Annotated in this window: 19 protein-coding genes; 10 read left to right on the forward strand and 9 right to left on the reverse strand. The window is 46.2% G+C overall.

Annotated elements, in window-relative coordinates:
- Positions 1-9 precede the first annotated feature (9 nt).
- The 6 genes from pdxA to O3C43_09810 all read left to right on the forward strand — a co-directional run bounded on the left by pdxA (position 10) and on the right by O3C43_09810 (position 5297).
- Positions 10-981 (forward strand): 4-hydroxythreonine-4-phosphate dehydrogenase PdxA, encoded by a 972-nt coding sequence (pdxA, locus tag O3C43_09785; GenBank protein ID MDA1066781.1) that lies wholly within the window; start codon positions 10-12, stop codon positions 979-981.
- 72 nt (positions 982-1053) lie between these two features.
- Positions 1054-1419 (forward strand): iron-sulfur cluster assembly accessory protein, encoded by a 366-nt coding sequence (locus O3C43_09790; protein MDA1066782.1) that lies wholly within the window; start codon positions 1054-1056, stop codon positions 1417-1419.
- 217 nt (positions 1420-1636) lie between these two features.
- Positions 1637-2239, forward strand: coding sequence for a translation initiation factor IF-3 (infC, locus tag O3C43_09795; GenBank protein MDA1066783.1), 603 nt, complete (start codon positions 1637-1639; stop codon positions 2237-2239).
- Positions 2240-2263: 24 nt separating this feature from the next.
- Positions 2264-3298: an N-acetylmuramoyl-L-alanine amidase gene (locus O3C43_09800; protein ID MDA1066784.1), complete on the forward strand. Its 1035-nt coding sequence runs from the start codon at positions 2264-2266 to the stop codon at positions 3296-3298.
- Between the two features lie 2 nt (positions 3299-3300).
- Positions 3301-3681: a fluoride efflux transporter CrcB gene (gene crcB, locus O3C43_09805; GenBank protein MDA1066785.1), complete on the forward strand. Its 381-nt coding sequence runs from the start codon at positions 3301-3303 to the stop codon at positions 3679-3681.
- Positions 3678-5297 carry a TIGR03790 family protein gene (locus O3C43_09810; protein ID MDA1066786.1) on the forward strand — a complete coding sequence of 540 codons (1620 nt, stop codon included), beginning with the start codon at positions 3678-3680 and terminating at the stop codon, positions 5295-5297. The genes crcB and O3C43_09810 overlap by 4 nt, the downstream gene beginning before the upstream one ends.
- Here the strand turns inward: O3C43_09810 and O3C43_09815 are convergent.
- The 7 genes from O3C43_09815 to trxB all read right to left on the reverse strand — a co-directional run bounded on the left by O3C43_09815 (position 5294) and on the right by trxB (position 11743).
- A complete protein-coding gene (locus tag O3C43_09815; GenBank protein ID MDA1066787.1) occupies positions 5294-5872 on the reverse strand; it encodes an ATP-dependent Clp protease proteolytic subunit in 579 nt (192 codons plus the stop codon). The two genes, O3C43_09810 and O3C43_09815, sit on opposite strands and share 4 nt — an antisense overlap.
- Positions 5873-6121: 249 nt before the next feature.
- Entirely contained in the window at positions 6122-6670 is a 549-nt protein-coding gene (sufT, locus tag O3C43_09820) for a putative Fe-S cluster assembly protein SufT (protein MDA1066788.1), read from the reverse strand.
- Positions 6671-6687: 17 nt separating this feature from the next.
- Complete coding sequence (sufD, locus tag O3C43_09825) at positions 6688-8022, reverse strand: Fe-S cluster assembly protein SufD (GenBank protein ID MDA1066789.1); 1335 nt, start codon at positions 8020-8022, stop codon at positions 6688-6690.
- A 24-nt stretch (positions 8023-8046) separates the two neighbouring features.
- Positions 8047-9453 (reverse strand): Fe-S cluster assembly protein SufB, encoded by a 1407-nt coding sequence (gene sufB / locus O3C43_09830; GenBank protein ID MDA1066790.1) that lies wholly within the window; start codon positions 9451-9453, stop codon positions 8047-8049.
- A 13-nt stretch (positions 9454-9466) separates the two neighbouring features.
- Positions 9467-10225: a Fe-S cluster assembly ATPase SufC gene (gene sufC, locus O3C43_09835; GenBank protein ID MDA1066791.1), complete on the reverse strand. Its 759-nt coding sequence runs from the start codon at positions 10223-10225 to the stop codon at positions 9467-9469.
- 39 nt (positions 10226-10264) lie between these two features.
- On the reverse strand, positions 10265-10699 hold the full coding sequence (locus O3C43_09840; GenBank protein MDA1066792.1) for a transcriptional repressor: 435 nt from the start codon (positions 10697-10699) through the stop codon (positions 10265-10267).
- A gap of 114 nt (positions 10700-10813) precedes the next feature.
- Positions 10814-11743 (reverse strand): thioredoxin-disulfide reductase, encoded by a 930-nt coding sequence (gene trxB, locus O3C43_09845; protein ID MDA1066793.1) that lies wholly within the window; start codon positions 11741-11743, stop codon positions 10814-10816.
- A gap of 65 nt (positions 11744-11808) precedes the next feature.
- Here trxB and O3C43_09850 point away from each other — a divergent pair, with 65 nt between their 5' ends.
- A complete protein-coding gene (locus O3C43_09850) occupies positions 11809-12756 on the forward strand; it encodes a TatD family hydrolase (GenBank protein MDA1066794.1) in 948 nt (315 codons plus the stop codon).
- Position 12757: 1 nt separating this feature from the next.
- On the opposite strand, the gene O3C43_09855 is transcribed toward O3C43_09850, so the two are convergent.
- Positions 12758-13048: an HPr family phosphocarrier protein gene (locus O3C43_09855; protein ID MDA1066795.1), complete on the reverse strand. Its 291-nt coding sequence runs from the start codon at positions 13046-13048 to the stop codon at positions 12758-12760.
- Positions 13049-13222: 174 nt separating this feature from the next.
- Here O3C43_09855 and O3C43_09860 point away from each other — a divergent pair, with 174 nt between their 5' ends.
- The 3 genes from O3C43_09860 (at position 13223) to O3C43_09870 (ending at position 16902) form a co-directional block, all read left to right on the forward strand.
- Positions 13223-15691: a DEAD/DEAH box helicase gene (locus O3C43_09860; GenBank protein MDA1066796.1), complete on the forward strand. Its 2469-nt coding sequence runs from the start codon at positions 13223-13225 to the stop codon at positions 15689-15691.
- Between the two features lie 61 nt (positions 15692-15752).
- The gene (locus O3C43_09865) at positions 15753-16277 is read left to right on the forward strand and encodes a cytochrome C (GenBank protein ID MDA1066797.1); all 525 of its coding nucleotides are present in this window, start codon (positions 15753-15755) and stop codon (positions 16275-16277) included.
- A gap of 328 nt (positions 16278-16605) precedes the next feature.
- Positions 16606-16902, forward strand: coding sequence for a hypothetical protein (locus tag O3C43_09870; GenBank protein ID MDA1066798.1), 297 nt, complete (start codon positions 16606-16608; stop codon positions 16900-16902).
- 238 nt (positions 16903-17140) lie between these two features.
- Here O3C43_09870 and O3C43_09875 read toward each other — a convergent pair whose 3' ends face one another.
- Positions 17141-18970 carry a hypothetical protein gene (locus O3C43_09875; protein ID MDA1066799.1) on the reverse strand — a complete coding sequence of 610 codons (1830 nt, stop codon included), beginning with the start codon at positions 18968-18970 and terminating at the stop codon, positions 17141-17143.
- Positions 18971-18983 lie beyond the last annotated feature (13 nt).

The following is an 18983-nucleotide window of genomic DNA, read 5'->3' on the forward strand; positions in this document are numbered from 1 at the left end:
CAACGCATCATGAGTGAAGGTAGTGAATTGTCCAAACTCCCGTTGGCCATAACCAGTGGCGACCCTGCGGGCGTGGGCCCTGAAGTGATACTTGAGTGGGCTAAAGCCTTTGAAGGCGATCGAAAGGGCTTTGTATTTTTTGGGCCGGAAATTTGGGTCGAAACACTCAGGAAACTAGGTTATTCTGGTCGTGGCCTTGGGTTTGCCGATTATCAAGCGGTAGCCGGCGAGCCTAATCGTGAGGGAAGCCTTATTGCCAGAGATGCCTTAATGAAGGCTGCGCTTTGTTGTTCGCAAGGTAAGTGTTCTGGAGCAGTCACTGGACCCGTCAGCAAGGAACTCCTTAAAAATACTGGTTTCGATCATCCAGGGCAGACCGAGTATTTTGCGGCACAATGGGGTGGGGTTCCTGGCATGTGTTTTGTTGGGAAAAAACTCAAAATTGTATTGGCGACCTGGCATGTTGCATTGCATGACGTCTTTGAGGCATTGAGCCCTGTAAGCCTAATCCGGGCGGTTTCTCACGCCGATCATTTGGCGAGAGCTTACGGATGCTCGGAGCCTCGAATTGGTGTCTGTGGCCTCAATCCGCATGCGGGCGAGGCGGGGTTATTGGGCCTAGAAGAACAGGAGTGGATCGATCCTTTATTGGATGACCTCCGCGAAAAGCACCCAGGAGTTAGTAATGCGCTTCCCGCAGATTCTCTATTTTGGCGGGCTGTCCAAGGTGAGTTTGACGTTGTTGTAGCTCTTTATCATGACCAAGGTCTCATTCCGATAAAAACCCTAGAGTTTGACCAAGCTGTTAATGTGACCTTGGGGCTACCATTTATTCGAACGAGCCCCGACCATGGGACCGGTTTTAATATTGCAGGTAAGGGAGTTGCTCATTCTTCCAGTTTCTCCCATGCTGTGGAAGTCGCTCGACGATTAGTGGCGTTTAATTCTTCAACTTTAGGCCAAGGCGAAAGTGAAAATTAAATTAAGAACCCGAATTTATTACCTATTCCACTTGATTCTGGTCTGGAATAGGTACATTGGTGCCTAATCTTAATGAATACCACTCTTCCAGAAGGCGTACGCCTGGGTAATGAAAGACTTGTCAAACTTACCGACACTGCAGCTGAAAAAGTCAACGAACTGATTACCAGAGATTCCAACAACAGCATGCTGCGTGTTAAGATCTCTGGCGGCGGCTGTAATGGACTCAGCTACAAGTTGAAATTTGTCGATTCTTTCAAGCGAGGAGATATAATGGTCGAATCTTCAGGAGCTCAGGTGGTGGTCGATTCAAAAAGCGCCCTTTATCTTCGGGGAACGGTTCTTAATTATTCGAACGCTTTGGTAGCTGGAGGCTTTAAGTTCGAAAATCCGAATGCGAAATCCAGCTGCTCTTGTGGCGAAAGTTTTAGTGTTTGAAGGGGGCTTTAATGCGCTTGCAAACCGCGATTTATACGTGCTTGAATCCCAAACTCTCAATTATTCTCTGATTGATTGAAACTAGATATGGTAACTGCATTCGTAAACAATCTCGTCCAAAACAGCTAATGGCTGATTGGAGGAATATGTCTATAAGTTTCCGAAGCGTTCACTCAGTTGCCGAACACTTGCCTAATTTAACCAAGGTTTACTCTTAATGCCAAGAAAAGGCTCTCGTCCAAAAAGGAACTATGTTCCTAAAATTCGTAAGAATGATAAAATTCGATCCCGAGAAATTCGGGTAATCGGTCCCGATTCCAAACAAATCGGTATCATGACTCCTGCTGAAGCACTAATAATTGCGAAGAAAGTAGGCTTGGATCTGGTAGAGATTTCTCCCTCCGCGCGTCCTCCCGTCTGCCGTATCCTCGACTTTGGAAAATTTCAATACGAGTTATCCAAGAAGGAGAAGGAGAGTAAGACAAAGAAAACCTCTTCGGGTAAGGTTAAGGAAATAAAATTCCGCGTTCGTATTGAAGAGCATGACTTTATGTTCAAGATCAAGCATGCCGAGGAATTTCTCGGAAAAGGGAACAAGGTAAAATTATCCCTTATGTTCCGTGGTCGGGAAATGGAGCATAAAGACCTCGGTTTTGCAGCGATCAATCGTGCTGTGACCGAGTTAAAGCATATGGGGCATCAAGATTCCGAGGCACGACTGTCAGGACGAATGATCAGCACAATGCTTTCGCCGTTACCTGAAAAGGATCGAGTATATAAGTTCAACAAAATTGAGGAAGCCAAAGAGGAGGAGGCATAGTCTCCTGAGGTTGTAGCCTGATTTATGGATACAACGTTTAGGCATTTGGTAAGTAGGCGAGATTGGCTACTGGGCCTGTCAGGGTGTGCATCTTTTTCTTTGAGCTCGTTTGGAGATCCGCCACCAACCAGGCCCGATTTCACTTTATACAATACTCCTTATGTTGACTTGGCTAAAGTCGCCGGTGCGTTGGGTATGAAATATCAGCTCTCAAATGACCTGAAGGATGGAGTATTTTCCAGTCAATGGACTAAAGTTCGGTTTAAACAGGACAGTCGCTTATTGTTGCTCAATAATTACAAAATCTACCTGGGCTACGCGGTAGCCCTACACCAGGGTAGATTGTTTCTATCCACCCATGATTTCGATAAGGCCATAAAACCCTTACTCACACCGCAGGTGTTTACCGATGTCCCGAGCCTAAAAACCATTGTCATCGATCTAGGGCATGGGGGAAAAAATCCTGGTTGCATAAACAATGCCCTTGGGATGATCGAGAAGGATATGACCCTTGATCTTTCAAAACGTCTTCAACAGCTGCTCGAGTCTCGAGGTTACCGTGTATATCTCACCCGGACAACCGATCAGACGGTTGAAAATGGGAATCGGCCACTTTTCGCCAGCAAAATGAAGGCCGATCTTTTTGTCTGTTTGCACTTCAACGCAGTTGAGTCGAGATCAGTACATGGAATTGAGACTTATACCTTCACTCCTAAAAATCAGCCTTCCACGGCTCGCAGCCGATTGGTGGACGAGGACCGAAAAGCTTTTCCAGCAAATAGGGACGATCCTTGGAGCACGTTGTCAGGTTTTTATGTTCAGAGGCAAATGATCAAAACCCTGGGCGGTGTTGACCGTGGGCTTAAAAAGGCCCGGTTTTCTATGATGATCGATTTACAATGCCCTGGATTTTTAGTCGAAGGGGGATTTTTCAGTAACTTCGAAGAGGCTAAAAAGATAAAAACGGTAAGCTATCGCACTCGATTGGCCGAAGCTGTTATGCAAGGAATTACTACCTATCATAAAACGCTATCACGGATTTCAAATCCTGGTGCCTGACTATGAGCCTTATCGGACTATTCTGGATTGGTTTGGGAGGTGCCATAGGGTCGATTCTACGCGCTTTGTTTGCCATAAGTATCAAGTCCGATTTCCCTTGGGCTACATTGTTAGCGAATGTCTCTGGCTGCCTAATCATCGGCCTGGTCATCGGTCATGAATCAATAACTGCCGATTGGGCTGAACATTCACGCGGTTTTGTGGTGATTGGTTTTTGCGGCGGATTCACAACCTTCTCCACATTTAGTCTCCAAACTTTCAAGCAACTGGAGGGAGGAAATTTCTTGGGAGCCTTCTCCAATATCCTTCTTTCATTCGTGGTGTGCTTGTTGGCTGTTTGGGCAGGAATCAAACTCGCAAAATTAATCTTTCATAGTGTATGAAGGCGGTTCGTATGATTCTGACAGCCTGCTGCTTCTGGTGGTTACAGGGGGCAGCGATTGATCCGAAAAACGTGGTGATTTTGGTGAATCATTCCGACCATGAATCAATAGAGTTAGGTTACTATTATGCTCTCAAGCGGGATGTGCCTATTGAGAATATCGTTCACCTGGATTTACCACCCGATGAGAATATTTCCTGGGATGTATATTTAGAAAAACTATATAATCCATTGATGACCTGGCTGCTGGAGGCCAATTGGATGGACGGTTTCGGATCTAAACGAAAAGACGCGGTGGGCCGTCAAATCGCCTTAATTGAATCGCATAAAATTGAGGCATTGGTGATTTGCATAGGCGTGCCCCTCAGGATTCAAAATGATCCGGACCGGCTCCCCGCCAAAGACGCATATCCCAAAGAGAAACTTCAATTTTATACCAACCGGTCCTCCGTCGATTCTGAATTAGCACTGTTGCCATTTCCAAAAGCTGCTATCGATGGCTTTTACGCCAATCCGATTTTTAGCCGTACTGAACCCAGAAATTTATTCGATCTAAAACCTTTGGTTATTGGTCGTTTGGATGGGCCATCCTACGAATCAGCCACTGCCTTGATCGATAATGCAATCTTGGCTGAGAGCGAGGGAATCGCTGGGAGAGCCTACGTAGATATCAAAGGACCACATGAGGCGGGAGATAAATGGTTGGAAGACACGGTTGATAAATTTAACGCAAACGGTTACGATGTTGAAGCAAACCGGGAAGAAGAACGGTTCAACCTGGTAGATCGATTTGACGAACCTCTATTCTACTTTGGATGGTATTCAAGCGCGATTGATGGGCCGTTCACGCATTATGATTTCAAATTCCCTGTTGGTGCTATCGCGCTGCATATCCATAGCTATTCTGCTTCGACCATAAGGACGGGAAGCAAATACTGGTTGGGTCCGTTTGTGGCTCGAGGAGTTACTGCAACTTTTGGCAATACCTCGGAACCATATTTAGGACTGACCCACCAGCCTCACCTAATTATGGATGCATTGTTTAAAGGGATGTCCACCGGTGAAGCTGCGTTATATTCTATCGCCGGTCTTAGTTGGATGGGTGTGTTTATAGGAGACCCCCTTTACCAACCTCCCTTAGGTCTTAAAATGTCGCCCAAAAATGAATACGATATTCTAAGAACAGCGAATAAAGCCCGTAAAGCCGGAGACAAGTCCGCTTATAAGGCGGTTCTTTTCCAGCATGCAGAATCGCAACACTTCTCGACTGGTTTGTGGTTGTATGAATACTACCTCGAATTGGATGATCGTGAAAAGGCCTACGATTTTCTAAGTTCAATAAATCAACCTTCCTCTGACGAAACTCGAAATTGGGGCATCCTGCTTGATATCGCAGAAGGCTTTTTTGAACTTGGACACCCGAAGAAAGCGGAAGCCTTGTTCGAAAACTTACTGAAGCGAACCCAATCGAAGCGGCAGCTTAAATTGCAGTTACTCAAACGAGGCGTGCAGTCCGCTGAAAAGTATCAGCAAGCTGAGATGCTCTCGAGCTGGAACAAGGAGTTGGAAATGCTTACCAAACCTGCGGAAGACTCCGCCAAGCAAAAGAATAACTAAACGCCTTCTACGATTGCATCTGCAAGACCGTAGGCGATGGCCTCTTGAGCATTCATATAGAAATCTCGGTCTGTGTCCTCAGTTATTTTCTCAAGACTTTGTCCGGAAGCTTCTGCCAAAATCTTGTTCAGCTCTTCTCGGGTACGTTCCATTTCCTGAGCCTGAATGTTGATGTCAACGGCTGGTCCTTGAAAGCGTCCCTGAATTAGGGGTTGGTGAATTAGAACCCGTGCATGAGGATAAAGTAAGCGACTGCCTTTGGGAGCACCGCAAAGAAGAATGGAGCCCATACTCGCAGCCAATGCTGTTACGACCACTTTAACCGGTGAAGTTATCAACTTCATTGTGTCATAGATCGCCATGCCCGCAGTGATGCTGCCACCAGGAGTGTTGATATAGAATGTTATCTCCTTGCCCGGGTCACTCCACTCAAGAAAAAGTAATTTCTCGGTTACCTCCCTTGCGGACTTTTCGTTTACGTCGGTCCATAGGAATAGCTTTCGCTCTTCTAAAAATTTCTTTTGCACAATCTCCGTTAATGGAGTCGGACTTTTTGATTCTTGTTCTTCAGACATAGGTAGGTATCAAAACCGGTATTTGCGAAAATTCCAGTGGAATCTGGACTTTATTTAAGAGTTCGATACCCAAGGTTTACCAGTTTTCTAAAAACTCAAGCCTATGAACACTTTTAACAGCTCAAACCTCTTCAGGTTTTCGAGTCTCAATGGGTGGCTTATTTCCTTCAAGGTCTACAATAACCTGAATTAGTAGGCAGATTTCCCGGATTTGGATAAGCCAACCGGTTATGGCCCATAATAAGTTTTTTAGACCAGGCCCAGAATCATCCTTCCTTCTTCGGTAATCATGTCCTGATTCCAGGGCGGATCCCAAACGATATCCACATTTGCTTCTGCCACGCCTGGTAGAGACATGATCTTGCTGCGTGCGTCGTCTGCGATGACAGGCCCCATTCCACAGCCTGGAGCTGTAAGGGTCATCTTTACATCGACGTGGTGAGTTCCATTACTCTGCTCTATTGAATCGCAGGAATAAACCAGCCCAAGATCTACAATATTTACAGGTATCTCCGGATCATAGACGGTTTTCAATTGTTCCCAAATGGAGTTTTCCTGCAAAACTGCGGCCTCCACAATTTTTTCAGGATTTTCCTGAGCTTCGTTAGGAATATCAAGTCCGAGCGCATCTGCGTCGGCTCCTGCAATACGACTCATGCCAAATTGAGAAACTACCGTAAAGGTACCACCTAATTGTTGGGTTATCGTAACCGAAGTACCTGAAGGTATGGTTAGTAGATTTCCTTCAGGAATAACCCGTGCTTCTACGTCGCGATTAATTACGATTTGTTCAGCCATACTGCGAATAGTTTTTGCTAAGCGTTTCCAAATTTCTGTTGAACGAGTTGGCGGTGATAGTCGGCCAATTCCTCATTCTTTATCTGTTCAAGAATCTCTTCGAAGAATCCAAACACCAACAGCTTTTCAGCCGTAGATTTACTTACGCCACGGGCGAGCAGATAGAATAGTTGTTCTCCGTCAATTTGCCCGGTGGTTGCTCCGTGACTACACTTCACATCGTTGGCAAGAATCTCAAGCCCAGGTAGTGAATTAGCTTCCGCGGATGAATTTAGCAGGAGATTGCGGTTGGTTTGGTACGCATCGGTTTGCTGCGCTTCTTCAGCGACTTTGATTAAACCAGAAAAGATGGTTTTAGATTTATCCTGGAGCGCGTTTTTAAAGAGTAAATTTGACCTTGAGTTGGGTGCATTGTGTGACTGCAGCGTTCTCTGGTCCATTTCCTGACTATCGTGTGCAACGGTCATCGAGAAGAGTTCTGCATTGCTTCCAGCACCGTCTATGATGGTGTGTCCTTCACTGCGTGCGTGTTTACTACCAATGTTTATTCCAAAGGCACGAATGTTCGCATCGCGCTGAGTAATCGTGGTGAGTCGGTTGAAAGACAGCGATGACTCATTCCAGTTTTGCACGTAGTGATATTCCACATTTGCACCAGGACCCGCATACAAGGTGCTGACTCCGCAGGCTAGTTGTGCAGCGTCTTTGTCGTCTGATCCGTATACATCGACAAAGGTTACCTTACTATTATCTTTAGCGATAACCAGTGTATGGGGAAAGACCGCGGACTCTTTGCCTTTTGCCCAATGGTAACTTACGAAAGGGAGTGCGACTTCAACATTCTCAGGAACAAACAACAACGTGCCGTTCCGATTCAACGCGGTGTGCAAAGCTGTGAACTTCTCAGAGCCCAAGGCGGACTCTTGCGCCATGAAGAATTCTTCAAGGATTTCTGAGTGCTTTGAGAAGGCTCGTTCCAGCGGTTCGAATACGACCCCCTTTTCGCTTAACTCTGCCGAAAGTGCCACCTCGTCAACCAGGTCGTCATTTCCGAATACCAGTTTCCCCGCCGTGCTTCCAATACGTTTGGATGCCTCGATTAGTGAATGGGTTTCACTTGATTCCAGGGAAGGTGCGAGTCGAAATCCTTCAACTCCTAAGCCCTTAACGTTGGCGAAGCGCCAGCTCTCCATATTTTTACTTGGCGCTGGCAGGGCTAAGTATTCTGCCCAGCTTTTTTCTTTTTGTTTCACGAGCCAACCAGGCAACTCGGTGTGTCTCGCAAGGAAGTGTTCGAATACCGCCTCCGATAAAAATTCAGTTTCACTATTCACTGTAACGATGGATTGCATTAGAATGGATTGAACAAGGATTAATTAACCTACCGACCCTTCCATCTCCATATCGATGAGTCGCTTCAGTTCCACACTGTACTCCATAGGGAATTGTTTCACTAGATCGTTGATGAATCCATTAACAGCAAGACTCATGGCTTCTCCTTCGTTGAGGCCACGTTGCATTAAATAGAAAATTTGTTCCGCGTTCACCTTGGAGACACTCGCCTCGTGTTGAACCGAATTGTTATCCCCTCGGACTGTAATTGCGGGATAGGTATCGGTGCGGCTGTTGGTGTTTATTAACAGCGCGTCACATTCGGTGTTATTGCGGCAGCCTTTCAGGTGCTTGGGAATGTGGACTTGCCCGCGGTAGGTAGACCGACCCTGCCCAACAGAAATGCTTTTTGCTATGATGTTGCTGGTTGTATCGTCAGCGGCGTGAATCATTTTGGCCCCGGTATCCTGGTGCTGACCGTCTCCCGCGAGGGCTATGGAAAGTACTTCCCCGCGAGCTCCTCGACCTTTGAGGATTACTCCGGGATACTTCATCGTTAGGCGCGAACCAATATTGCAATCGATCCATTTGATCTCAGCGTCTTCTTCAGCCAATCCGCGTTTGGTAACGAGGTTAAATACGTTGGAGCTCCAATTCTGAACAGTGATGTACTGAATTTTGGCACCTTTCAGAGCAACAAGCTCTACTACAGCCGAGTGAAGTGTTGTCGTCTCAAATTTTGGAGCGGTACAACCTTCCATGTAAGTCACCTCAGCTCCTTCATCAGCAATGATCAGCGTCCGTTCAAACTGGCCGAAGTTTTCAGCGTTGATGCGAAAGTAGGCCTGGAGTGGTTGTTTAACTTTCACACCGGGCGGAATGTAGATGAAGCTTCCGCCGGAAAATACGGCGCTGTTCAATGCACTGAATTTATTGTCTCCGGTAGGAATTACTTTTCCAAAGTACTTACGGAAAATCTCCGGATGTTTTTTCAAACCTTCAGTTGATCCGACAAAGATGACCCCTTCCTTGGAAAGTTCGTCCTTCATTCTGGAATACGCCGCTTCACTATCGAACTGCGCTTCAACCCCAGCGAGGAATGCACGTTCTTGCTGGGGAATACCGAGACGTTCGAAGGTTTCCTTTATATCGTCTGGTACATCGTCCCAGGTGCGGCTCGGTTGTTGTCCTTTGGATAAATAATAACGGAATTTATCAAAGTCGATATTCTCAAGGTCTTTGGTTGCCCAGTGAGTGGGTAAAGGCTTGGAGTAAAAAATATCCAGGGCTTTCAAGCGAAATTCGCGGACCCAATCGTCTTCACCTTTTACGTCGGTGATGTAGTTGACGGTATCCTTGCTCAAGCCGATGCCAGCGTCGTAGTCGTAGGTAGTATCGTAGCTGAAATTTCCTTTTTCTCTATCAATATCTATTGCGGCTTTTGTGCTCATAATGGTTTTGAAGTTAGACGGTTGCGGCGAGTTCCTCTTTGATCCAATCGTAGCCGCGTTCTTCGACTTCGAGGGCTAGGGATTTGTCCCCGCTCTTTACGATACGGCCTTCCATCATGATATGGACGTAATCCGGCACGATGTAGTTTAACAATCTTTGATAGTGGGTAATGACTAGAATGCCGCGATCTTTGCTCCGCATATGGTTAACGCCATCCGCCACAATTTTTAGTGCATCGATGTCTAACCCTGAATCGGTTTCATCGAGTATACAGTATTTTGGCTTCAACATCGCCATTTGTAAAATTTCACAACGCTTTTTCTCGCCACCTGAGAAACCTTCATTAACCGAACGACTGGTAAACTTGCGATCTATGTCCAGGCGTTCCATTTCTGAATACAGGTCCTTGTAATAAGCCACAGCGTCGATATCTTCTCCTTTCGGAAGGCGGGAATTTAATGCTGCACGAATGAAATTGGCGATGCTAACTCCGGGAATTTCTGTGGGATATTGAAAAGCCAAAAAGAGACCGGCTCTGGAGATTTCATCGACTTCCATCGCCAAGATATCTTGGCCATCCATGGTCGCACTTCCTGAGTCGATTGTGTAATCGTCATGGCCTGCCAGTGCCTTTGCCAGGGTTGATTTCCCGGTTCCATTGGGACCCATGATCGTGTGCACCTCACCTTTTGGAAGGGTTAAAGAGAAATTATTGAGAATCTGCTTCTCATTGATGCTCACATTCAGCGATTCTATTTTTAATTCGTTCATGTCAAAGTGGTAAGTATTAGAAAGGAGTGATTGTTGAAGTTAGCTGATCGCGTGGTCGGGCATACTCCCTCGAAAATTTAGTTCGATGCTGGAAACGGATGCGGTTTGCGGAAGAAGCCTCGCGAGACTTGCATACACATCTTCCGGGAGGTGTACGTCTACAACTTCGCCGGTTTTGTCGCAGTAAAAGTGTGCGTGAGGCTGCAAATTCGGTTCATAACGAGTCGATTCACGGACGAAATTAACCTGCCGAATGAGTGAGCACTCAAGAAGCGTTTCCAAGCAGTTGTAGACCGTGGCTAAGGAAATCGTAGGCATCTCCTGTCGACTTCGTACAAAAATCTCATCAGCTGTAGGATGGTCTTTTGCCTCAGCGACGACGGAGTAAACCACTTCCCGTTGGCGAGTTGAACGCAGGCCCAATTTATCCAGCGCCTGGTTTAAGGTTTCTAAATGATTGTGTAGTATCGGCATGATATTGAGACTGAGTAACAATAGGGAATTGGAACTATTCTAAAAAGCAACCAGTAATTGAGAAAAAGTCTCAAAAATGAAAATACCCTGAAAATACAGGAAATTTTACCTATTTTATTCTCGTTCGGCCAGCCAACGCTCGGCTTCTATGGCTGCTTGGCAGCCCATCCCGGCGGCAGTAATCGCTTGCCGATAGACATGATCCACACAATCGCCTGCTACATAGATACCGCCAATGCTGGATTTTACCTGACTTCCGGCCTCAGCAACGAAATACCCGTTACCATCCAGTTTTAAAGTATCGGCGAATGCTTTGGTGTTTGGGATGTGTCCGATCGCTATGAATGCCCCTTTGCAAGGAATTGTCTTTTCTTCGCCTGTTTTCAGATTTTTGACCGATACTCCTGAAACCGCCTTTTCCTCTACGCCTTCGATATTGGTAACGGCAGAATCCCAGCACATTTCGATTTTCTCATTCGCCAGCGTCCGATCTGCCATAATCTTGGAAGCCCTCAATTCATCGCGACGGTGAATCAAAGTAACTTTGGATGCAAATCTCGTAAGAAAGATTGCCTCTTCACAGGCAGAATCTCCTCCGCCAACCACTACCACATCCATGCCCCGGTAAAATGCGCCGTCGCAGGTAGCGCATGTTGAAACTCCGCCAGTCCCAAACAGTCGTTTTTCTGACTCGAGACCAATAAGTCGAGGTGAAGCACCGGTTGAAATGATAACCGTTTTGGCTTCGAAGGTTTTGCTGCCAGCTCGGAGAATCTTTACGTCGCCGGAAAAATCTACCGAATCAATCATGTTATTTTCAAAACGCGTGCCGAACCGCGCAGCCTGTTTCCGCAAATTATCCATTAACGAATAGCCATCGATCCCTTCAGGCCAGCCTGGGAAATTTTCTACCTCTGAGGTTGTCGTAAGCTGACCACCAGGTTGATTACCTTCGATGACCAGCGGGTTCAGGTTAGCTCTAGCTGTATAGATTGCAGCTGTTAGGCCCGCACAACCTGTTCCGACAATAATAACATTTTCCATAGATTAATTGATAAAGAGAAAGTCGCTAATAAGAGTGCTTTGCCAGGGGAGGTCAAAGAATTTTGATGACCTATTTTATCCCGTCAGGTCCCTGTTTGAAATTGTTTGAAGAGGATTGGTCGGGGAACATTTCAGCTCCTTTCGAATGGCTTCTAAGGTTGATTTATACTGCGCCCTTCGCCAGCGTTTCGAATTGTATGTCGGATGCCTTCTCCATTATAGACAGTCATTGCCATCTGGATCGGTTTTTCCACAAGGAAGAATTGGACAGAACAATAGGAGATGCTCGCGAGGCAGGTGTGGATCGATTGGTAACGATAGGGACGAGTGATGAGGATTGGCAACTCTACCAGGATCTAAGCTCACAGCATCCTGGAATTATTGATTATACCGTCGGACTGCATCCTTGCAATGTGGATGAAAATTGGGAGCAACAGATTCAGCAACTAAAAGCCTTTTTTCAAAAGGATGGGCCACGGCCTGTGGCCCTTGGGGAGATTGGTCTTGATCATTTTCATTTACCCAAAAATGACGAAGAAAAGGCTGGTGAGTTAAAGGCATTTCAAGTCGCCGCCTTCCGAGTCCAATTGAAAATTGCAAATGAGCTGGATTGCCCCGTAGTCATTCATTCCAGAGGTGCATTTGATGATTGTATGGAGGAACTGGATGCTGCGGAAATCAATTGGAGCAAAGTTGTTTTTCATTGTTTCGTCGAAAATGTCCGAGCAATCCGGATATTAAATGAGCGGGGAGGGCGCGGCTCTTTTACAGGAATCATCACCTTTAAAAATGCAGAAGATGTTCGTGAAGCGGCGTTGGCTCAAGGAATAGAAAAGCTCATGGTCGAAACCGATGCCCCTTATCTTGCTCCCATACCACATCGCGGGAAGCTCTGTTTACCTTCCTATACCGCCCTGACCGCAAAATATTGCGCGAAACTTTTCAATGTCTCAGAGGTAGATCTGGCTAATATAACTCGAAACAATACCGAGGCCTTTTACGGACTTGAATGATTTAGCCTTCGTTGAATTTGTCTTTGAACAGTTTCTCGATATCGTCGAGAACTTCTTGGGCGCCTGGCCCATTTGCGATGAACTTGAGCTTAGATCCTTGGCCTGCTGCCAGCATCATTAACCCCATGATACTTTTACCGTTAACCATCTCACCATCCTTTTCGACGTAGACTTCTGCGTTATGTCTGTTCGATATGCGGACAATCATAGCAGCGGGACGGGCGTGAATGCCCATCTTGTTGATGACTTCAACCAATCTTTCTTTCGAGTCGTTTTCTGCAGTCTGATCCATAAATGAATATGCTTATCTAGGTTGAAAGAGTCACTCATCCCTAAAACGAACCGAGTAAAGATCGAAAGGATTTTGCGTCAAGGGATATTCTTGAGATTTCAAAGCGCAACCCGGAAGATTCCCTTCATTAAGCACCGGTCGTCAAATATTTCCAGTGTGCTCTTCAATTATTCAATGGATTCAACCCTCCAACCTGATCTTTTAATCCCGGACCTGTGGCAACAGGAAGCGGTGCGGCACCTGTTAGCAGGAAACGACGTGGTTGTTCACGCTCCAACGGGTGCAGGAAAGACATTTATTTTTGAAATGTTCGTTTCCCAAGGGTTAAAGAAACAGGCGATATTTACAGTGCCTACGAGAGCGTTGGCGAACGACAAATTGATGGAATGGCGTGAGCATGGATGGGATGTGGGAATCTGCACGGGTGACGTGGTTGAAAATCCCCATGCACGAATTCTTGTCGCCACGCTTGAAACTCAGAAAGGCAATTTTTTGCGCGGAAAGGGACCAAGCTTGTTGGTGATAGATGAGTATCAGATGCTCGGAGATCCGGTTCGGGGAGTGAATTATGAGTTAGCCTTAGCCATGGCTCCTCCTGAAACACAAATTCTGATCATGAGTGGTAGTGTTTCGAATCCTCAGGATATTGTGAGTTGGTTGAAACGTCTCGGGCGAGACGCCATTCTTTTGCGTCATATGCAACGTTCGGTTCCTCAGGAGGAAGTATTTATTGAGCAATTAAAAATAAAGGTGCCGACAAGGATTCGTGGCTATTGGCCTCGAATAGTATCCAAGGCATTGGCTGCGAATCTGGGTCCGTTGTTAATTTTTGCCCCTCATCGAAGTGCGGCTGAAATGTTAGCCAAACAACTCGGGAAGGAGCTTTCTGTAGAAGATTTCCTGACGCTTAGCCCTGAACAGCAACATTTTGCCGGCCGATCATTGTCGCGTTTGTTGAAAACACGCGTTGCGTATCACCATAGCGGGCTCAGTTATTTGCAACGCGCCGGCGTTATTGAACCTTTGGCAAAGGCTGGTCAACTTAGAGTTGTGGTTGCGACCATGGGATTGGCCTCCGGCATTAATTTTTCGATGCGTTCTGTGGCGGTTGCCGACATGGAATACCGCGTAGGTCATCATATTCATCGGGTTCGTCCCGACGAGCTCTTGCAAATGTTTGGTCGAGCCGGTCGGCGTGGACGAGATTCACGAGGATATACTTTGGTAATTCCTGAAAAACCTCGCCTTTATATGGCATCTGCTTTGAAGCTGCGGAGAGTTAACCAAGTTGATTGGCCCAGCTTGATTGGTGTTATGGCGGCAGCTCAGGATCGCGGGGAAAATCCGTTAGAGGCAGCACGAAAGCTAACCGAACGACTTTTCAGCGAACAAGCGGTATCATTGGGTCTTGAGAACTTCATCGCCCGCAAAGAAAGAAATCGGATGGCGCAACCCAAATTGAGGGAAGCCAGGCAGAACAGAACCATCGAGGAGTTCAAAAATGTGGCAGGCGTATGGGAAAGAAAGCGAGCTGCGGTGAAGGTCCCGCTAGGAAAGAGTCTACTTTTCCAAAAAGACAAATGGGTGCCGGCCTTGTCTGTTGATAAAACTTTGCGGGTAGCCGGCGAAGGACAAGTTTGCCTGGTTTCAAAAAGTCCGGAAAAACGCTATGGCCGCGAGATTCCTTTGGCGACGTGGGCAAAAGAGGGAGATAAAAAGGACATCGTTTTGACGAAATGGCTACGTAAACGACTCGAGGTAATAAATCCTTCTGCTAAGAAAACGAGGCCAGTCTCGCGCTACTGGTTTTACGACCCGTTTGAGCGTATCATCCTTCCCAAGATTCCCGCCCTGACTGGTGGAGGTAAGTTAGTTGAGGTCGTTGATCGTCAAGGTACGCTGTACGGGCGTATTGATTTTGCTGATGCAGTCGTGTTTGCCTCGAAAGACGCGGATGGGAATTTTTTGTTGGGAGCTCCTCGTCGAGAGCGGGTGATCCAAGACATCGGCTCGTTTGCTGCCCATGTCCAGGAACAGGAATCTGGCGACATGGGAGGTCTTTCACCTACACAAGCTTGGTTTCGATTGGGTCTTATCGATTGGGAAGGCCATCCTACAGTACGCGGAAAAATATTCAGTTTTTTCAATCATGGCGAAGGCCTCGCTATTGCGTCCGCATTGGAAGAAAAATCTTACGAGATTTCGGATCTGGTCTTTGATATAGCCAACCTTCGTGCCGGTCATCGATTTGGAAATTTTGAAGGCTTAAGTTCACGCTTAGGAAATATATGCCGAGCTTCCTGTGGTAATTCGACCTTTGAAGGTTATTTGGAGAAAGGGTTGCCATCTGAGTATGGAGAAGGCGCAGCAGAAGTCCTGGCACGTTACGAAGCACAGCAGGGCGAACTCTCTTCGGGAGAAGGATTGTCGCTTGGAGACGTTGAAAGAATCCGTCTTGAATGGATCAGTTTGCTTAGGCATGTGACTCATGCTCCTGATTATCCCTGGGACCGTTGGCGGGAATTTCAGGCAGAAGCACAAAAATTGCTATTCAAGAGGGAGACAAAGCAGGCGATGATGGAGATTCCTCCTTTAACTCCAGCGCAGAGACTGCGTACGGAACATCGACTTCGATTTCACTAATGGTTCCCAGGAGTTGACTTGTTGCAGTGAATTTAGTGAACAAATAGAGTTCAAAATTGATATGGCTATTTTCGAGTTTTATTGTCCCGATAATCACAAAATATACCAATTCTACGCACGCAATGCGTCGCAAGCAGAGCTAATCCCGAAATGCCCTGATAATCCTGAATATCGGATGGTCAAAAAAGTGACCGGATTTGCTATCGGAGGGGTCGATAAAAAATCCGGCTCCGAGGGAGGGAGAGATGGCGCAGATATGGACGACCCTAAAATGATGGCGGCTATGGCCCAATTGGAAAAGGCCATGTCAGGAATGGACGAGGACAATCCTGATCCTCGCCAAATGGGGAAGCTGATGAGGCAGATGGCTGAAATGACCGGAGAACCATTGACTGGTGAAATGGAAGAAATGGTTCGGAAGTTAGAGGAGGGAGCGGATCCCGAAGGAATTGAAGAGCAGTTTGGCGATTTGATGGGAGGGGATGAAGGCGGAGAGGGGATGGGATCTGCTGAAGAAACTGAGGAATCAGGTGGAACCTTTCGAGGACCTCCACTCAAGGATGATACCCTCTACGACTTCGATTAATCGTTCGATTTTGCAGGTTTTTCTAAATGGAAAGAACTGAAGTGATGATCGTATCCTTCTGAACGCGGCCCCAGGATCTCTTTTATTTCTCGTGAGGCGAATCAGTTGCACGCCGGACGAACTGCTGGTCTGGTGGGAAAGCTACCGGAAACTGGCGAAGGTGGCGTGATATTAGGCAAATTGGCTGCTTCTCGTGTTTAAATGCTATACTGAGTTGCAGCGAATGTCGCCAAACAGAGGTGTAAATTTCCGCTGAATTTTCGATTTTTGATCGACGTTTGCTTTCATCCGTCCGATACGCATTCAAGGTAGCTAATAATAGTTAATTATGAATCGCACGATTGAGTCTCTACAGCTTTGGTTTTCACAAAATGCCTCGGCAGAGAATGTTTCAACGTTTGGTATCATTATTGTTGGGATATTCTTGGTTTTCAGTATCTACAAGATGCTAAAATCGTTCCATATTTCCATGGTGATTTTCGTCCTTGGACTTTTGTGGACCGGGTTATTCTTATACTGGGTACATAACAGAAATGAGCCTGATTTTATGACACCGGCTGTTGAAGCTGTCGCTGGTTTCTTGCCCAAAAAAGGTGAGTTAAGAGAGATTCCTACACCTCAATAAAGATCAGCATTTTTTAGTTTCCGAATCGACCAAACAATAAATCGGATAAGGGTGTTCTCGAATGTGAATAATCCTTGGACTCCGTTGAATCATTCACTTACTGACGGCTAATTGTTCCGGAGATTAGCGCTTTAAATTGCCTGTTCTGATCCGGAAGAGCGGTGTGTGAGTTAGGTTAAGCTCACGTCAAATTCACTATCCCGCCGATTAATTTGATACAGGTTGGCTCTGTTCCTTATCAACTTTTTTTAAGACTGATTGTCGGTCTCTCAGTGGAGGTATTTATCTCTGAGTTTCTGGAATGCTCCGTAGATGCAGTCGTATCCACTTTTCTTGGTTCTTTCCCTATGGATCTCGACCGCATAAGGCGCGATGCAAGTTGGGCTTTTATCTCTTCGGTTGATAGTTGCCTGGGGCTTGCTTGATTACCATCGTCTGAATTAGCAGTAGCGGTTGAATTTTCCGGTGTCGACAGGTGATCTTTTCGAGCAAGACGATTTCTTATAACGTCTTTCTGTTCTTCTGAAATAGGTTGTGATGGGATGGGTTTTCTCGTCGCAACCGGTTTTAGTACAGGACTTGGCGTTTCTTCGATTTGGACATGCGCCTCGACAGATTCTTTGTCTCCGGCCTTAGTCTTTGTCGATTTCATAACGACTTTCCGTCGGGGTAATGACATGATCGGCGATGGAACATTCGCATCTACTGTATTCATTGGAATGGTTCGCATGGAATTTTCGCCATCGAGTCCAAGGTCTTCCCCGTTTTCGGATTCAGCTAGTTCCCCTTCTACTTTTTCTTCAGCCTTACTCTTTTTGTTTTTTCCTAAAGAGAGTCGGTCCACGCGCTTCAACGAGGCGATAAGTGCTGAAGTAAAACATACGATTGTGATGGCCGCTGTTGTCAAATAATTGGACGAATCGACAGGTGCTTCGCTCAAAAGTATTTGGAAACCTGCTATTCCTGCAAAGGCCGCATACGCGCCCAAAGACCATAGTCGGCTTTGGGGAAATTTGAAAGTGGGTCTAACCACCAGCATAGTCACCAATAATGAAGCAAAGGCGACAAAAGTGGTGGCTTCCATCAGTATTGATTGAACTTCAATTAGAACCGAGCTCAGAAAAGCCACCAGTAATACAGAACCGAAGAAATTGAATAGACCAAGGCTGAGAAATAGAGCACTATCGTACTTGGCAGTAGGGCAGGGTGACGGAACTTTTACTTTGGCAACTCGCTCTGTCTTTTTCTTTTTTGACCCAGATTTCAATTTACTGAGGAACGACTTTTTTACTGGCCTGGGTTTCTCGGCTATAATGACAGAATTTGATTTCGGCTTTTCCTCGGGTTGAGTCGTTGATGGAGTGGGTTCCGAGGAGTCATCGTAGACGACATAGTTAAAATTTTCCTTTGCCGCAATTTTTGTCCGGGACTCACTTGGCTTGGCCGGTTCGGGATGGGTTTTGTGTGCATCCTGATTTTCCTCCTCAAAGGCTACCCTTTTTTCTGTATTTTCCAAAGTCTTCTTTGCCTGGGTTGTCGCTGGCTTTGGGATCTCAAGATAAGATTTTGGAACACTAACCCAAATGCAGTATGATTCCCTGCTAATGGTGTTTTTGATAAACAAGTAGTTTATCAAAGATTCGAGTTCCAAGGTATCCAGAGCTTTTTGAATACTTCCGAGGAAAGGGAGGGCGAATCCTTTCTGATCCTCCATTTCCTGGTGAGATAGGCGTTTCTCTGCAAGATGCCGTTTAACGTCCTCGTATTGGTCGGGGTGTACTATCAGGTGTACCGTTATCGGCGTTTTGAGGTCTTTTTTTGGGTCTTCATAGATTTCTTTATTTATAAAGCAAATAGCTACATGGACGCCAAGTAGTCCGAGTTCACTTGTGAATCGTTGAAGAAAATCGGTTGGGTTTAGTTGAACGTAGTTCCATTGAGCGCGTGCTGTCGGAGGTAGTTGTTCTTTTTCATCAAAGCTATCCAGAGTGCCTGGAACGAAAGGCAATGACTCCAACTGCTTCGGAGTTAGCTCCGAAAGCTGAATGCATTGGTCTGAACTGTTCATATGGTTACTCATT

The organism is Verrucomicrobiota bacterium (assembly GCA_027622555.1).
GTDB lineage: Bacteria > Verrucomicrobiota > Verrucomicrobiia > Opitutales > UBA2995 > UBA2995.

What these genes read in the sequence shown, in the direction of transcription:
- O3C43_09870 (MDA1066798.1), top strand. Translation starts at nt 16,606, where the DNA reads ATGAATCGCACGATTGAGTCTCTACAGCTTTGGTTTTCACAAAATGCC.
- O3C43_09860 (MDA1066796.1), top strand. Translation starts at nt 13,223, where the DNA reads ATGGATTCAACCCTCCAACCTGATCTTTTAATCCCGGACCTGTGGCAA.
- O3C43_09790 (MDA1066782.1), top strand. Translation starts at nt 1,054, where the DNA reads ATGAATACCACTCTTCCAGAAGGCGTACGCCTGGGTAATGAAAGACTT.
- O3C43_09810 (MDA1066786.1), top strand. Translation starts at nt 3,678, where the DNA reads ATGAAGGCGGTTCGTATGATTCTGACAGCCTGCTGCTTCTGGTGGTTA.
- crcB (MDA1066785.1), top strand. Translation starts at nt 3,301, where the DNA reads ATGAGCCTTATCGGACTATTCTGGATTGGTTTGGGAGGTGCCATAGGG.
- O3C43_09850 (MDA1066794.1), top strand. Translation starts at nt 11,809, where the DNA reads ATGACCTATTTTATCCCGTCAGGTCCCTGTTTGAAATTGTTTGAAGAG.
- sufD (MDA1066789.1), bottom strand. Translation starts at nt 8,022, where the DNA reads ATGCAATCCATCGTTACAGTGAATAGTGAAACTGAATTTTTATCGGAG.
- sufT (MDA1066788.1), bottom strand. Translation starts at nt 6,670, where the DNA reads ATGGCTGAACAAATCGTAATTAATCGCGACGTAGAAGCACGGGTTATT.
- O3C43_09800 (MDA1066784.1), top strand. Translation starts at nt 2,264, where the DNA reads ATGGATACAACGTTTAGGCATTTGGTAAGTAGGCGAGATTGGCTACTG.
- sufC (MDA1066791.1), bottom strand. Translation starts at nt 10,225, where the DNA reads ATGAACGAATTAAAAATAGAATCGCTGAATGTGAGCATCAATGAGAAG.
- pdxA (MDA1066781.1), top strand. Translation starts at nt 10, where the DNA reads ATGAGTGAAGGTAGTGAATTGTCCAAACTCCCGTTGGCCATAACCAGT.
- O3C43_09875 (MDA1066799.1), bottom strand. Translation starts at nt 18,970, where the DNA reads ATGAACAGTTCAGACCAATGCATTCAGCTTTCGGAGCTAACTCCGAAG.
- trxB (MDA1066793.1), bottom strand. Translation starts at nt 11,743, where the DNA reads ATGGAAAATGTTATTATTGTCGGAACAGGTTGTGCGGGCCTAACAGCT.
- O3C43_09840 (MDA1066792.1), bottom strand. Translation starts at nt 10,699, where the DNA reads ATGCCGATACTACACAATCATTTAGAAACCTTAAACCAGGCGCTGGAT.
- O3C43_09815 (MDA1066787.1), bottom strand. Translation starts at nt 5,872, where the DNA reads ATGTCTGAAGAACAAGAATCAAAAAGTCCGACTCCATTAACGGAGATT.
- O3C43_09865 (MDA1066797.1), top strand. Translation starts at nt 15,753, where the DNA reads ATGGCTATTTTCGAGTTTTATTGTCCCGATAATCACAAAATATACCAA.
- O3C43_09855 (MDA1066795.1), bottom strand. Translation starts at nt 13,048, where the DNA reads ATGGATCAGACTGCAGAAAACGACTCGAAAGAAAGATTGGTTGAAGTC.
- infC (MDA1066783.1), top strand. Translation starts at nt 1,637, where the DNA reads ATGCCAAGAAAAGGCTCTCGTCCAAAAAGGAACTATGTTCCTAAAATT.
- sufB (MDA1066790.1), bottom strand. Translation starts at nt 9,453, where the DNA reads ATGAGCACAAAAGCCGCAATAGATATTGATAGAGAAAAAGGAAATTTC.